At 59.9% G+C, this 14,236-nt stretch carries 12 protein-coding genes; 11 read left to right on the forward strand and 1 reads right to left on the reverse strand.

From position 1 onward, the window contains the following. Window positions 1-98: 98 nt before the first annotated feature. The 10 genes from BTE54_RS11270 to BTE54_RS11315 all read left to right on the forward strand — a co-directional run bounded on the left by BTE54_RS11270 (window position 99) and on the right by BTE54_RS11315 (window position 11,780). Window positions 99-1,043 carry an ABC transporter permease gene (locus tag BTE54_RS11270; RefSeq protein WP_003524593.1) on the forward strand — a complete coding sequence of 315 codons (945 nt, stop codon included), beginning with the start codon at window positions 99-101 and terminating at the stop codon, window positions 1,041-1,043. Then, on the forward strand, window positions 1,040-1,858 hold the full coding sequence (locus tag BTE54_RS11275) for an ABC transporter permease (RefSeq protein ID WP_078052511.1): 819 nt from the start codon (window positions 1,040-1,042) through the stop codon (window positions 1,856-1,858). Before BTE54_RS11270 ends, BTE54_RS11275 begins: the two co-directional genes overlap by 4 nt. Then, on the forward strand, window positions 1,855-3,489 hold the full coding sequence (locus BTE54_RS11280; protein ID WP_078052512.1) for an ABC transporter ATP-binding protein: 1,635 nt from the start codon (window positions 1,855-1,857) through the stop codon (window positions 3,487-3,489). The genes BTE54_RS11275 and BTE54_RS11280 overlap by 4 nt, the downstream gene beginning before the upstream one ends. Before the next feature lie 13 nt (window positions 3,490-3,502). Beyond that, window positions 3,503-4,345: a serine hydrolase gene (locus BTE54_RS11285; RefSeq protein WP_185740804.1), complete on the forward strand. Its 843-nt coding sequence runs from the start codon at window positions 3,503-3,505 to the stop codon at window positions 4,343-4,345. Window positions 4,346-4,374: 29 nt separating this feature from the next. Continuing rightward, a complete protein-coding gene (locus BTE54_RS11290; RefSeq protein WP_198939129.1) occupies window positions 4,375-5,919 on the forward strand; it encodes an ABC transporter substrate-binding protein in 1,545 nt (514 codons plus the stop codon). A 126-nt stretch (window positions 5,920-6,045) separates the two neighbouring features. Beyond that, on the forward strand, window positions 6,046-7,488 hold the full coding sequence (locus BTE54_RS11295) for a M20 family metallopeptidase (protein WP_078052515.1): 1,443 nt from the start codon (window positions 6,046-6,048) through the stop codon (window positions 7,486-7,488). 78 nt (window positions 7,489-7,566) lie between these two features. Then, on the forward strand, window positions 7,567-7,725 hold the full coding sequence (locus BTE54_RS24965) for a hypothetical protein (RefSeq protein ID WP_158080268.1): 159 nt from the start codon (window positions 7,567-7,569) through the stop codon (window positions 7,723-7,725). Window positions 7,726-8,005: 280 nt separating this feature from the next. Beyond that, window positions 8,006-8,935, forward strand: coding sequence for a sugar ABC transporter substrate-binding protein (locus BTE54_RS11305; protein WP_003524584.1), 930 nt, complete (start codon window positions 8,006-8,008; stop codon window positions 8,933-8,935). Between the two features lie 239 nt (window positions 8,936-9,174). After that, window positions 9,175-10,716 (forward strand): sugar ABC transporter ATP-binding protein, encoded by a 1,542-nt coding sequence (locus tag BTE54_RS11310; protein ID WP_065657236.1) that lies wholly within the window; start codon window positions 9,175-9,177, stop codon window positions 10,714-10,716. Window positions 10,717-10,748: 32 nt separating this feature from the next. Further along, window positions 10,749-11,780 (forward strand): ABC transporter permease, encoded by a 1,032-nt coding sequence (locus BTE54_RS11315; protein WP_003524582.1) that lies wholly within the window; start codon window positions 10,749-10,751, stop codon window positions 11,778-11,780. Between the two features lie 80 nt (window positions 11,781-11,860). On the opposite strand, the gene BTE54_RS11320 is transcribed toward BTE54_RS11315, so the two are convergent. Then, window positions 11,861-12,616 (reverse strand): gamma-glutamyl-gamma-aminobutyrate hydrolase family protein, encoded by a 756-nt coding sequence (locus tag BTE54_RS11320; RefSeq protein WP_078052516.1) that lies wholly within the window; start codon window positions 12,614-12,616, stop codon window positions 11,861-11,863. Window positions 12,617-12,920: 304 nt separating this feature from the next. Here BTE54_RS11320 and BTE54_RS11325 point away from each other — a divergent pair, with 304 nt between their 5' ends. After that, window positions 12,921-14,018 carry a TRAP transporter substrate-binding protein gene (locus BTE54_RS11325; RefSeq protein WP_003524575.1) on the forward strand — a complete coding sequence of 366 codons (1,098 nt, stop codon included), beginning with the start codon at window positions 12,921-12,923 and terminating at the stop codon, window positions 14,016-14,018. Window positions 14,019-14,236: the final 218 nt, after the last annotated feature.

Raw genomic sequence — 14,236 nt, forward strand, 5'->3', positions numbered from 1 at the left:
CATAATATTGCGCCTTATTTATCAATCCGTCATAGTCGCCAGCAAACGAAACCGATAGAGGCGGGATACCATTCCCCGCCATCAATCGTGGGGAACCGATGATAAGATTCATACTGAGCCGTCTTTTGATGGCGCTGCCGACGATCGCATTCGTGTCGATCACGGTCTTTGCGCTCATCCGCTTCATTCCGGGCGATCCGGCTGCGCTGATGCTGGGCGACATGGCGCAACCGGAGCAGATAGAGGCGATGAGGACCGAACTCGGCCTCGACAAATCCATGCCGCAACAGTTCCTCATCTGGGCCGGCAATGTGGTGCAGGGCGATTTCGGCCGCTCCATCGTCAATGATGAGGCGGTGCTGCCGCTGGTCGTCTCGCGTTTTCTCGTCAGCGCCGAGATCGTCGTGGTCGCGGTGCTGCTCGCCAGCCTGATTGCTGTTCCGGCCGGTGTGATCGCCGCCTGGAAACAGAACAGCCTCACCGATCTTGCACTGGTGGGAACGGCGACCCTGCTTCTGTCCATTCCGACATTCTGGCTGGGTCTTCTGCTTCTCCTGTTTTTCGGCCTCAAACTCGGCTGGTTGCCGGTGCTCGGATATGTGTCGATCAGCGACAATCTCGTCGGTGGCATGCTCTATCTCGTCCTGCCCGTCATGACGCTGGTGATCCATGAGATGGGCGTTCTGATCCGCATGGCGCGTGCCTCCACGCTGGAAGTGCTGCGGCTGGATTACATCACCCATGCCCGCGCCAAGGGCCTTTCGGAAAGCGCCGTTCTCTGGCGGCACGCCTTCAAGAACGCCTTCGGCCCGACATGGACGATGATCGGCCTTATCCTCGGCAATCTTCTCGGCGGCATCGCCGTCATCGAGACGGTGTTCACCATTCCCGGCCTCGGGCGGCTGATGGTCGACAGTATTTTCGCCCGCGATTACCCCGTCATTCAGGGATGCCTGCTGTTCGTCTCGCTGTCCTATGTGCTGGTGAACCTGTTCGTCGACCTTCTTTACCCCCTCTTCGATCCGCGTGTGGTTGCCGAATGAAAAAGTTCACACTTAACGGGCTTATCGGCGGCTTTCTCATCGCCCTCCTGCTCATCACCGCCGCGACCGGTCTGTTCTGGACCCCCTATGACCCGATGAAGCTCGGCTTTGCCTCGCGTCTGGCCGGCCCAAGCGCCAGTCATCTTCTCGGCACCGATGAATTCGGGCGCGATGTTTTGAGCCGCCTGATGGTGGGTGCCCGCGCCAGCGTCTGGATCGGCTTCCTGACGGTCAGCTTCGCGACGGTCTGCGGCACGCTAATCGGCCTCGTCAGCGGTTATGCGCGCGGCTGGGTGGATGGCGTCATCATGGCCATCAACAATGCGCTTCTTGCCTTTCCGGGCATTCTGCTGGCGCTCGGCCTGCTCGCGGTTTTCGGCGCCAACCAGTATGGCATCATCTTCGCGCTCGGCATCGCCTATACGCCATCCATGGCCCGCGTGGTGCGCGGTGCCGTGCTTTCCCTGCGTGAGCGGGAATTCATCGAGGCGTCGCTGGTAATGGGCAATGGTGAGATCTACACCATGTTCCGCCACATCCTGCCCAATTGCATCGCGCCGATCACGGTTCTTGCCACCTCCATGTTCGGCTGGGCCATCCTGTCGGAAAGCGCGCTCTCCTTCCTCGGCCTCGGCGTGCCGCCGCCGGCCCCCACCTGGGGCAACATGCTGGCCGCCGGCCGGCCCTTCATCCAGCAGGCCGTCTGGCTCGGGCTTTTCCCCGGTCTCTGCATCGCGCTGACGCTGCTTGGCATCAATCTTCTGGGCGATGCCCTTCGCGACAGGCTTGACCCGCGCATGAGAGGTCTCAAATGACGGATAATACACTTCTCACCGTTCGCGGCCTTTCGCTCGAAGTCGCCAGAACCGGCCACCAGGTGGTCAAGGATGTCTCCTTCGATATTGCCGCGGGCGAAATCTTCGGCATCGTCGGCGAAAGCGGGTCGGGCAAGACGCTCGCCACCCGCGCGCTCATCTCGCTTCTGCCACCGGCCATCGCCGTCACCGGCGGGTCGATCATCTACAAGGGGCAGGATGTCATGTCCCTGCCGGTGAAGGAGCTACGGCGTCTGCGCGGCGCGGAGATCGGCGTCGTGTTTCAGGAGCCGATGACCTCCCTAAACCCATCGATGACGATAGGCCGGCAGCTGGAGGAGGGGCTGATCCTTCATACCAAATTGTCGCCGGAGGAGCGCCGCGAGAAAATTCTCGACATGCTGCGCCGGGTCGGCATCCGCGATCCAGAAGGTGCGCTGACGGCCTATCCGCACGAGTTTTCCGGCGGCATGCGCCAGCGCATCATGCTGGCCTCGGTCATGCTGCTGAAACCCGCTTTGCTGATCGCCGATGAGCCGACGACGGCGCTTGACGCGGTCATCCAGCGCGATGTCATGGAACTGATGGTGGAGCTGACGCGGGCGGAAGGCACCGCCGTTCTCCTCATCAGCCACGATCTGCCGATGGTGGCACGTTATACCAGCCGTATCGTGGTGATGGAAAAAGGCGCGATTGTCGAACAGGGCCGCACCGAGGATTTGCTGGACGCGCCGCAGCACCCCTATACGAAAAAACTGCTTTCCTCCATGCCATTCCGTGGCGAGCCACGCAATATCGACACCTCCAAGGCGCCAATGGTTTCGGCCCGCGATATCGTTGTCGATTATGCCGGCCGCAAATCTCTGCTGAAGAAGGCCAAACCGAAGCGGGCGCTGCATGGCGTCAGCATCGATATTCATGAGGGCGAGGTCGTGGCGCTTGTCGGCGGTTCCGGTTCCGGCAAGACCACGCTTGGCCGCACCATCGCCGGGCTCGTGCAGGAGAGCGAAGGGCATATCCGCTTTCAGGGCCGGGAGCGCAACGAGGACTGGAAGGATTATCGCCTCAACTGCCAGATGGTGTTTCAGGATCCCTATTCCTCGCTTGATCCGCGCATGACCATTCAGGCGCTGGTGGAGGAGGCGCTGCGCCTCGTGCCGGGCCTCGACCAGGCCGCCAAGCGCAAGCGGGCGCTGGAAACCCTGGAGGAGGTGGGGCTCGGCGCTGATTTTGCCGCCCGCTATCCGCACGAGCTTTCCGGCGGCCAGCGCCAGCGCGTGGCGATTGCCCGCGCCATTGCCCGCCGTCCGCGGTTCCTGATCGCCGACGAGCCGGTCTCGGCGCTCGACGTGACAGTGCGGGCGCAGGTGCTCGATCTCTTTTCCGATCTGCAGAAACGTTACGGCTTTTCCTGCCTGTTCATCAGCCACGATCTCGGTGTGGTGGAGCAGGTGGCCGACCGTGTCGTCGTCATGCAGGACGGTCGCATCATCGAAGAGGGTGACCGCGACACGATTTTCGACAGTCCGAGGGAGGCCTATACGCGCCGGCTGCTCTCGGCCATTCCCGCCCTCGACCAGAATGAAAAGGGCGGCGTGACACTGAAATGGCGTCTGGAAGATGAAGTTTAACAGGAAGATGACTATGACCGTGGCTGCTCAACTGAATGCGATCTGCGATGCACAGCCTTTCGTGACGCGCTTCATGGTGCGCAATCTCCTGACCGGTGAAGAGATCGGCCGGGGAGAAAACGAGGAGACGCCGTCGGGCAGCACCCGCAAGACGTCGATCATGATGGCTGTGCTGAAAGCCGCCAGCGAAGGGCGGATCGATCTCGACCAGCCCGTCACCTATGAAAAACGGCTGGCGGAAGAGGTCGCCAGCGGCATGTTCCGCTATATGACGCCGGGCATCGTCATTTCGCTGCGCGATGCCGTCGCTGGCATGATGGTGCTGAGCGACAACGTCTGCACCAAGATGGTGCTGGAGAGGCTGACGCTGGAAGAGGTGGACGGCTATTGCAAATCGCTTGGCATGGCCAATACCCATCACCGTTTCCTCATTCCGCCGCTGGCGCTGGCGGCCGACCATCCGCTGAAAACCGTCACCACTACCTCGGCGGCGGATCAGGTGCTGCTGCTGCAGACTATTCTCGATGCGCAGTCCTCGCAGGTGGCGCAGGCAAAGCTCGGTTGCAGCCCGCAATTGTGCGAATGGGCCATGCAGACGCTGAAGAACCAGATTTTGCGGTATGGTATCCGCTCCCGCCTGCCCTTTGAGGCTGTGGCGGCCAGCAAGAGCGGTCGCGGCAAGCGCGGGCGCATGGATGCCGGCATCGTCTACAGAAACGGCGCGCCGTCCTTCATCATCACCACCTATACCGACGAGGTGCCGCAGGTGATGCCTGACGGTACGCCGGGATACACCATCGCGCTCGAAACGATCGGCCGGCTGGCACAGGCCTGCTGGGACGGCTTTCACCAATGACAATCAATGACAACAAAGAGGGTAGAACAGTGAAAAAACTTCTTCTCGCAGGGGCGGCCCTGCTCGTGACCGCCAATATGGCCGCAGCACGCGATATCACCATCGCCCAAAGTTCGGATCTGCGCAGCAACAATCCCGGCGTGAACCGCGACGGCAATACGGATGGGGTGATCCTGCACATCGTCGAAGGTCTTGTCGGCTATAACAACGCCGGTGAGGTGAAGCCGCTTCTGGCCGAGAGCGTCGACGTTTCGCCCGATGGCCTGACCTATACGTTCAAGCTGCGCAAGGATGTGAAATTCCACAATGGCAAGCCGCTCACCGCAGAGGATGTTGTCTGGAACTGGACACGCTACCTGAAGCCGGAAACGAAGTGGGCGTGCCTCAACGATTTCGCGGAAGGCGGGGCAGCGCATGTCACCGGCGTCAAGGCCACGGATGCCTCCACGGTCGAGATTACCCTTCAAAAACCCTCCGCCGTTTTCCTTGGCCTGATGTCGCGGCCGGAATGCGGCTATACCGGCATGATCTCGCCGGAATCGGTTGCTGCCGATGGCAGTTTCGCCAAGCCCATCGGCACCGGGCCGTTCCAGTGGGACGAGTGGAAGAAAGGCGAATATATCCGCCTCGCCAAATTTGCCGATTATGTTTCGCCGGCAAATGACGGCAAGCCGGACGGCATGGTCGGCTCCAAGCGGCCGCTGGCCGACGGCATCAAGTTCATGGTCATTCCCGATGCTTCGACGGTGAAGGCGGGCCTTGAATCCGGTGTGCTCGATACGGCCGAGATTTCTCCCGATCTCATTCCGGAGTTCAAGACCAATGAGAAGATGCAGCTGATCGTTGCCCGCAACAACGGCAAGAACCTTTTCTACATTCAAACCCGCGACAAGGTTCTGAGCAATCCCGGCGTGCGCCGCGCCATGGCGATGGCGCTCGATCTCGATGAACTGGTCGCCGCCGCATCGAACGGCACGGGTGAAGCCAACGGTTCGATGGTCTCGCAGGACTCGGTTTATTATGACGAGGCCCAGAAAAAGCGCCCGGCCTATGATGTCGAGGCGGCGAAGAAGGAGCTGGAGGCCGCCGGTTACAAGGGCGAGCCGATTTCCATCATCGCCAACAAGCGTGGCAACGTGCCGAGCTTCCCGGCCGCCGTCATGGCGCAGGCCATGATGCAGCAGGCGGGTCTCAACGTGCAGATCGAGGTGCTGGACTATGCCACGCAGGTGGATCGCCGCCGTTCCGGCAATTATCAGGTGATCTCTCAGTCGGTCGCTCCGCGCCTCGATCCGGCGCTGATGTATGCCTTTTATGTCGGCAACAAGGACAAGAACGCCTCGCTGATGTGGGACGATCCGAAGGCGATAGAACTGATGAAGGCGGCTTATGTCGAAGCCGACCAGGTGAAGCGCCAGAAGATTTTCGACGAGTTCCATGAGCTGATGTTGAAGGAAATGCCGGGCATCTTCCTCTACGACATGGTCGATGTCTGGGGCGCGACGAAGAAGCTGAAGGGCCAGCCGGTCTGGCAGTCGAACGCCCGCCTCTGGGAAGTCTCGGTCGACAACTGATTCATTATGCCCGCGCCGGAGGCGGACCCCGGCGCGGGCTTTCCAATATGAAGCGCAGGAATTTGGCGGTGCATCCGCCGAAGCGCTTGCGCGTGCCTGTAAAGGGCGGAAATGCGAGGACAAGCCATGAACCGTGACGCCGTGATGTCGATTGCCGCCGAAGTCGAGGCCATGAAGCCCGACTTCATCACCTTGAGCGACAGCATCTGGGATTTTGCCGAACTCAAATTCGAGGAGCAGCAATCTGCCGGCGTTCTGGCGGGCGCGCTCGAGGAAAACGGCTTTGCGGTTCGCCGTGGCGTGGCAGGCATGGAGACGGCCTTCATCGGCGAATTCGGCAGCGGCAAGCCGGTCATTGCCTTCCTCGGCGAATTCGATGCGCTGGCCGGCATGAGCCAGGTGGCCGATGTGGCTGAGGTGCAGCCGCGTGAGGTGGGCGCCACCGGCCATGGCTGCGGCCACAACCTGCTCGGCGTCGGCTCATTGATGGCCGCTATTGCGCTCGCCCGGCATCTGAAAGCCAATAATCTGCACGGCACCGTACGCTATTACGGTTGCCCCGGCGAGGAGGGCGGTTCCGGCAAGACCTTCATGGTGCGCGCCGGCCTGTTCGACGATGTCGATGCGGCTTTGACGTGGCACCCCGCGCCCTTCAACGGCGTGCGCTCCACCAATAATCTGGCCGTGCTGGAATATTTTTACCGTTTCAAGGGTGTCGCGGCTCATGCCTCCAACGCTGCCCATCTGGGGCGCTCGGCGCTCGATGCCGTCGAACTGATGAATGTCGGCGTCAATTTCCTACGCGAACACATGCCGCAGGATTGTCGGGTGCATTACGCAATCACCGATACCGGCGGCAAGGCGGCGAATGTGGTGCAGGCCAGGGCAGAAGTGCTCTATCTGATCCGAGCCCCGGAAATGCGCCAGGCGCTCGATCTTGCCGCGCGGGTGGACAAAGTCGCGCGCGGCGCGGCGATGATGACCGAAACAGAGGTGGAAATCGTCTTCGATACCGCCTCCACCAATCTCCTGCCCAACATCACGCTGGAAACGGCGATGCATGAAAACATGGTGGCGCTAGGCCCCATCGCCTTCGACGAGGCGGATATCGCTTTTGCCAAACGCATTCAGGACACTTTCACCGACGAGGCGATCAAAAGCAGCATCAGGCTCTATCAGATCAAGGGCGATGTCTTTTCCAACCGGAAGATTGACGGGTCGACACCCCTGCATCTCGGCCTGCGCGATTTCGAGGGTCAGTCGCATTTTCGGGCGGGTTCCACCGATGTCGGTGATGTCAGCTGGGTGACGCCAACCGCGCAGTGCTGGACGCCCGCCTGGGCGATCGGCACCAATCCGCATACCTGGCAGGTGGTGGCGCAGGGCAAAAGCCCCGCCGCCCACAAGGCCATGGCCCATGCCGCCAAAACACTCGCATCGACCGGCTTTGCGCTGATGACCTCGCCGGAACTGCTCGCGAATGCTAAAAGGGAATGGCAGGAAAAAACCGAGGGCAGCAAATATGTCTGCCCGATTCCCGCCGATGTCATGCCCGGTTCCCATCGATAGAACGTGGTGCACCAACACGCCCATTCTGCTGAACCTGTTCCCTTCTCGCGTATTTTCGCCGGTGGAATGGTGCCTCCCATGAGCGCGCTAAGCGAAAAGATGAGACCCGCCGGTGGCTTTGCCAATGGCGGGGTCTGCGGGTCCGGCATTGAAAACGGACCTTCCGCCATATTCTTCGTGATCCTCTGTTTCGGCCCGCGCATCCATGATTTCAACGGCTTATCGATCCCCGCCTGACGAGTGCGGGTAACGTTGAAGAAGCTTCGGCGCAGTTCCCGGCAATCCGCCACGAAACTCCTTCCTCCTGAAATCCTGCCTCATCACCGCCTTGTGTGCCGCTTCGCCGCCTTGCCGTGAAGAAAGCATTGACGTTTGGACCAAAAATGGAATAAATATATCGAACAGACAGAAAATCGGTTTCATTATTCCGTTTTCTGGTTGTGAGGAGGTAGCGGCGGGCTCTCGGGTTCGCCTCCGGCTGGGAGAGGTGGCGCCGGACACCGAGGAGGAGAAAACAATGAAGAAATTTATCATCGGCGCAGCCATGTCTGTGCTTCTGGGCACGGCGGCGCATGCGGAGACCGTAGGTGTCTCGATGGCGCTGTTCGACGACAACTTCCTGACCGTGCTGCGCAACGGCATGCAGGATTATTCCAAGGAGCTGAAGGGCGTGACCCTGCAGGTCGAGGACGCCCAGAACGACGTTGCCAAGCAGCAGAGCCAGATTCAGAATTTCATCGCGTCCAAGGTCGACGCGATCATCGTTAACCCGGTTGATACGGATGCGACGGCGGCCATGTCGAAGCTCGCTGCAGACGCCAAGATTCCGCTGGTTTATGTCAACCGCCAGCCGGTGAACGTCGATAGCCTGCCGGACGGCCAGGCATTCGTCGCCTCCGACGAGACGGTGGCCGGCACGCTTGAAGCGAAAGAAGTTTGCCGCCTTCTCGGTGGCAAGGGCAATGCGGTCATCATGATGGGTGAGCTTTCCAACCAGGCGGCACGCATGCGCACGCAGTCTGCCAAGGACGTTCTGAAGACCGACGAATGCAAGGGCATTTCGGTTGTTGAAGAGCAGACCGCGAACTGGCAGCGCACGCAGGGTTCCGACCTCGTGACCAACTGGCTCTCCAGCGGTATCGAATTCAATGCCGTCATCGCCAACAATGATGAAATGGCGATTGGCGCGATCCAGGCCCTGAAGGCCGCAGGCAAGGACATGAAAAGCTATGTCGTCGCCGGCGTTGACGCCACGCAGGACGCCCTTGCCGCGATGCAGGCGGGCGATCTGGATGTGACGGTGTTCCAGGATGCGGCAGGGCAGGGCAAGGGCGCTCTCGATGCCGCGCTGAAGCTCGTCAAGGGCGACAAGGTGGAGAAGAAGGTCTACATTCCTTTCCAGCTCGTCACGCCTGAAAACGTCAAGGACTACGTGGCCAAGAACTAACGGCCGCCTTCCGGCATCTGCGCCCGTTCAGATTGACATTGGAGGCAGATGCCGGTTTCCGACGGCGCCGAAGACAAGCTTCGGTACGCGAGCGGATTACGATTGAATTTCAGTGAATTCAAAGTGTTGCAGCGCCTTTCATGTCGTGATCGACATGGCGCTGCAAGCCTCCCCGGAGGCCGGGTGCGCCATCTGGCAAAGCCTGTTTCCGGTCATTTTTGTCTATTGTGGAGGATGAGATGGTCGTCAGTCCATCGACAATGGCCGCCGTGCGCGCCAGCGGAGCCGTGCCGAATGCGGAGTATCTTCTCGCGGCGGAAGGCATACGCAAGGAATTTCCCGGCGTCGTGGCGCTTGATGATGTGCAGTTTAAGCTGAAGCGCGGCACCGTGCATGCGCTGATGGGCGAGAATGGCGCCGGAAAATCGACGCTGATGAAAATCCTGGCTGGCATCTACCAGCCGGACAGTGGCGAAATTCGCCTGAAAGGCGCCGACATACGTCTCGATTCCCCGCTCGATGCGCTGGAAAACGGCATTGCCATGATCCATCAGGAACTGAACCTGATGGCCTATATGACGGTGGCGGAAAACATCTGGATACGACGCGAGCCGAAGAACCGGCTGGGCCTTATCGATCACGGCGAAATGTATCGCCGCACCGAAACGCTGCTGGAAAGGCTCGGCATCGATCTTGATCCGGAAACCCGCGTCGGCGAGCTTTCGGTGGCAAGTCGCCAGATGGTCGAGATCGCCAAGGCGGTTTCCTATGATTCCGACGTTCTCATCATGGACGAGCCGACATCCGCACTGACGGAGCGCGAGGTCGAGCATCTCTTTCGCATCATCCGCGATCTCCGGGAACGCGGTATCGGTATCGTCTACATCACCCACAAGATGAACGAACTGTTCGAGATCGCCGATGAATTTTCGGTTTTCCGCGACGGCAAATATATCGGCACCCACGCCTCGACCGATGTAACGCGTGACGACATCATCCGCATGATGGTGGGCCGTGAAATCACCCAGATGTTCCCGAAGGAAGAGGTTCCGATCGGCGACGTAGTGCTTTCGGTCAAGAATCTCACTCTCGACGGCATTTTCCACGACGTTTCCTTCGAGGTGCGCGCCGGTGAAATTCTCGGCGTTGCCGGCCTTGTCGGATCGGGCCGCTCCAATGTGGCGGAAACGGTGTTCGGTGTAACGCCCGCATCCTCGGGCACGATTGCAATCGACGGCAAGCCGGTTTCGATCGACAGCCCGACGAAGGCCATCAGTCACCGTATGGCGTTCCTGACGGAGGATCGCAAGGATACGGGGTGCCTGCTGATCCTGAATATTCTGGAGAACATGCAGATCGCCGTCCTGCAGGACAAATATGTCGCCAATGGCTTTGTGCAGGAAAATGCGCTGTCGGATGCCTGCGAGGAGATGTGCCGCAAGCTCCGGGTCAAGACGCCGCATCTTTACGAGCGCATCGAGAATCTCTCGGGCGGGAACCAGCAAAAGGTGCTGATCGGCCGCTGGATGCTGACCAAGCCGCGCATTCTGATTCTGGATGAGCCGACACGCGGCATCGATGTCGGAGCCAAGGCGGAAATTCATAAGCTGGTTTGCGAGATGGCGCGCCAGGGCGTCGCCGTCATCATGATTTCCTCCGAAATGCCGGAGGTTCTGGGTATGAGCGACCGTGTCATGGTCATGCATGAAGGTCGGGTGACGGGCTTCCTTGATAGAAGTGAAGCCACGCAGGTTAAAGTGATGGATCTCGCATCGCGGTGAGGCGCGCCGGGATTTCTCGAGGAGGAATGACTATGAATACGAACGCCGCCGCCAACACAGAGTTGGACGCAAAATCCGGACGCAAGCCGCACCGGCGCATCCCGCCGGAGGCCAATATCTTTTTCGTGCTGATCGGCATCGCGCTGGTTTATGAAATTCTCGGCTGGATTTTCATCGGCCAGAGCTTCCTGATGAACCAGCAGCGCCTGACGATCATGATCCTGCAGGTTTCGGTGATCGGCATCATCGCGGTCGGTGTCACGCAGGTCATCATCACCGGGGGTATCGATCTCTCTTCCGGTTCCGTCGTCGGCCTGACGGCGATGCTGTCCGCCAGCGTGGCGCAATCGTCCACATGGCCGCGGGCGCTTTATCCGGGATTGACCGATCTGCCCTTCTTCATACCGCTCGCCGTCGGCATATTGGCTGGCGCCCTTGCGGGCTTCATAAACGGGCAGCTCATCGCCCGCACCAAAATTCCGCCCTTCATCGCAACGCTTGGCATGATGGTGACGGCGCGTGGACTTTCCAAGTGGTATACGAAGGGTCAGCCGATCTCCGGTCTGACGGACGGTTTCAACTTCATCGGCACGGGCATCTGGCCGGTCGTGGTGTTCCTCGTCGTCGCCGTCATCTTCCACGTGGCGCTGCGTTACACCCGCTACGGCAAGTTCACCTATGCCATCGGCGCCAACCAGCAGGCGGCACGCGTGTCCGGTATCAATATCGAGGCGCATCTGATCAAGGTCTATGCCATTGCTGGCCTGCTCGCCGGTCTCGCCGGTGTCGTCACCGCCGCCCGCGCCCAGACGGCGCAGGCCGGCATGGGCGTGATGTATGAACTCGACGCCATCGCCGCTGCCGTTATCGGCGGCACATCGCTCGCCGGCGGTGCCGGCCGCATCACCGGAACGGTGATCGGCACCATCATCCTCGGTGTCATGACGTCGGGCTTCACCTTCCTCCGGGTGGACGCCTATTATCAGGAAATCGTCAAGGGCCTGATCATCGTGGCCGCGGTCGTTGCCGACGTCTACCGACAGAAGAAACGCGCAAAGCGCTAAATCCTCCTCCCAGACTTGGGGCAGGCCTTCAGGCTTGCCCCTTTTTTGTGTTCTTATGAGCCGGGGGGATTAGCTAAGGTTCATGCCTTGCTGTTCCGATAGTCGTGGACGGCCTTGCCGAAGGCCTCGAACAAAGCGCGCGACGGTGCGTCGGTCTCAGCCCAATATTCCGGATGCCATTGCACGCCGACGGCAAATCCCTTGGCGTCGATGACTGAAACGGCCTCGATGGTGCCGTCCGCCGCTGTCGCCTCCACCTGCAGGCGTGGGGCGGTCTCGGCGATTGCCTGCCGGTGCAGTGAATTGATCTGGATTTCGCCCGACATGCCGAGATGCTCTGCGATGCAGGAGCCTTCGCGCACATGCACCGGCTGGCGGATGGCGAAGGCCACGTCGCGGTCGTCATGTTCCGGCTTTCGGTGGTCCCATATGCCAGGCTGCTCCTGAATTTCGGACGCAAGCGTACCGCCCAGCGCGACGTTCAGCTCCTGAATGCCGCGGCAGATGGCCAGCATCGGGATGCCACGTTCGATGGCGCGGCGGATGAGCGGCAGGCTGGTGGCGTCGCGGGCCTGATCGAACGGGCCGTCGCTTTCCTGCGCCTCTTTTCCGTAAAGGGAAGGATGCACATTGGTGGCGGAGCCGGACACGAGCAGGCCATCCACCCGGTCGAGAATAGCGTCGACCTCGTTTCCGTCCTCGAAGGCCGGGACAATGAAGGACATGACACCAGCCACCTTCAGCGCGGCGGAAAGATACTGGTTCTGCGCGGCGTGCCAGTCGGCTCCGGTGAAATGCCGGATGTCGGCGGGAACGGCGATAATGGGTTTTGGCATGGTGGCTCCGGGACGAATCTTCGAAATTTGTGCGACTGCCGGCTGACCAAGTCAAGCACGCGTTTTGCGTTATGAGGATCCTTTATGCGCCTAAAGTATAAGGCGATGCCGGGATATTTCAGTTGGAAATAAAATACGAAGCAGAGTTTCCGAAAATTCCTGGAAAGGCCGGTTTTTCCGCGATTAATTCTTGGTGCGGGTGCTTGTCAGCCGGGCCGTAACCGTGCTTACTTTGCTGCGATGCCTGAACAGCAACGAGGGGAATTCAAAGCTGCGGGCAGCGTTCATATCTGGGAGGATATAGATGGATCGCCGTTCCTTTATGAAAAAAGGTGCGCTTGCGGGAGCTGCTACGGCAGCGCTGGCCGCGCCCGCCATTGCACAGCAGAATACCAAGATCAACTGGCGCCTGACGTCGTCGTTTCCGAAATCGCTCGACACGATCTATGGCGGCGCGGAAGATATTGCCAAGCATGTCGCCGCCGCAACCGACGGCAATTTCACCATCCAGCCCTTTGCCGCCGGTGAAATTGTGCCCGGCCTGCAGGCAGCCGATGCCGTATCGTCCGGCACGGTGGAAATGTGCCACACCTGCTCCTATTATTACGTCGGCAAGGACCCGACCTTCGCCATCGGCACGGCAATACCTTTCGGCCTCAATGCCCGCCTCACGAATTCATGGTTCTATGAGGGCAACGGCAACAAGCTGCTCAACGAGTTTTACGCCAAGCACAATCTCTACGGCATGATTTCTGGCAATACCGGCGCGCAGATGGGCGGCTGGTTCCGCAAGGAAATCAATACCGTCGACGATTTCAAGGGCGTGAAGATGCGCATTGCGGGTCTCGCCGGCAAGGTGGTGGAAAAGCTCGGCGTGGTGCCGCAGCAGATCGCTGGCGGCGATATCTATCCGGCGCTGGAAAAAGGCACCATCGACGCGGCGGAATGGGTCGGTCCATATGACGACCACAAGCTCGGCTTCCAGAAGGTGGCGAAATATTACTATTATCCCGCATTCTGGGAAGGTGGCCCGGTCATCCATTCCTTCGTCAATCTGGAGAAGTGGAACAGCCTGCCGAAAAACTATCAGACGGCGCTGCAGGACGCCTGCGCCTTCGCCAACACGAGCATGATGGCGAAATACGACGCGAAAAACCCGATCGCCATCAAGCAGCTCGTCTCTGAAGGTGCGGTGCTCAGGCCGTTCAGCCAGGAAATCCTCGAGGCTTGCTACAAGGCTGCGCTGGAGGTCTATGCCAATATTTCGGCCTCCAATCCGGACTTCAAGAAGATCTACGAAGATCAGGTCGCCTTCAAGCGCGAAGGTTATCTGTGGATGCAGCTTGCGGAATACACATTCGATACTTTCATGATGATCCAGCAGCGTAACGGCAAGCTCTGATTATTCGGTGACGGCGGACCGAGCAAAGGCCCTGGGGATTTCGGTCTCCGGGGTTTTTGTTGTGTGCGCATGCCTTCACGCATCCGACAACAAAGGATGATTTACGATCAATTCCGTTGTGGGCAAAAGCAGCAGGCTCCGGGGCCAGCCGGAGTGTCGGCGAGGATTGGCCACGCCGACCTCGGCAAAGGCCTTGCTCTGAACTGTGGAGGTGATGC

Source organism: Agrobacterium sp. YIC 4121, assembly GCF_002008205.1.
Lineage (GTDB): Bacteria > Pseudomonadota > Alphaproteobacteria > Rhizobiales > Rhizobiaceae > Agrobacterium > Agrobacterium leguminum.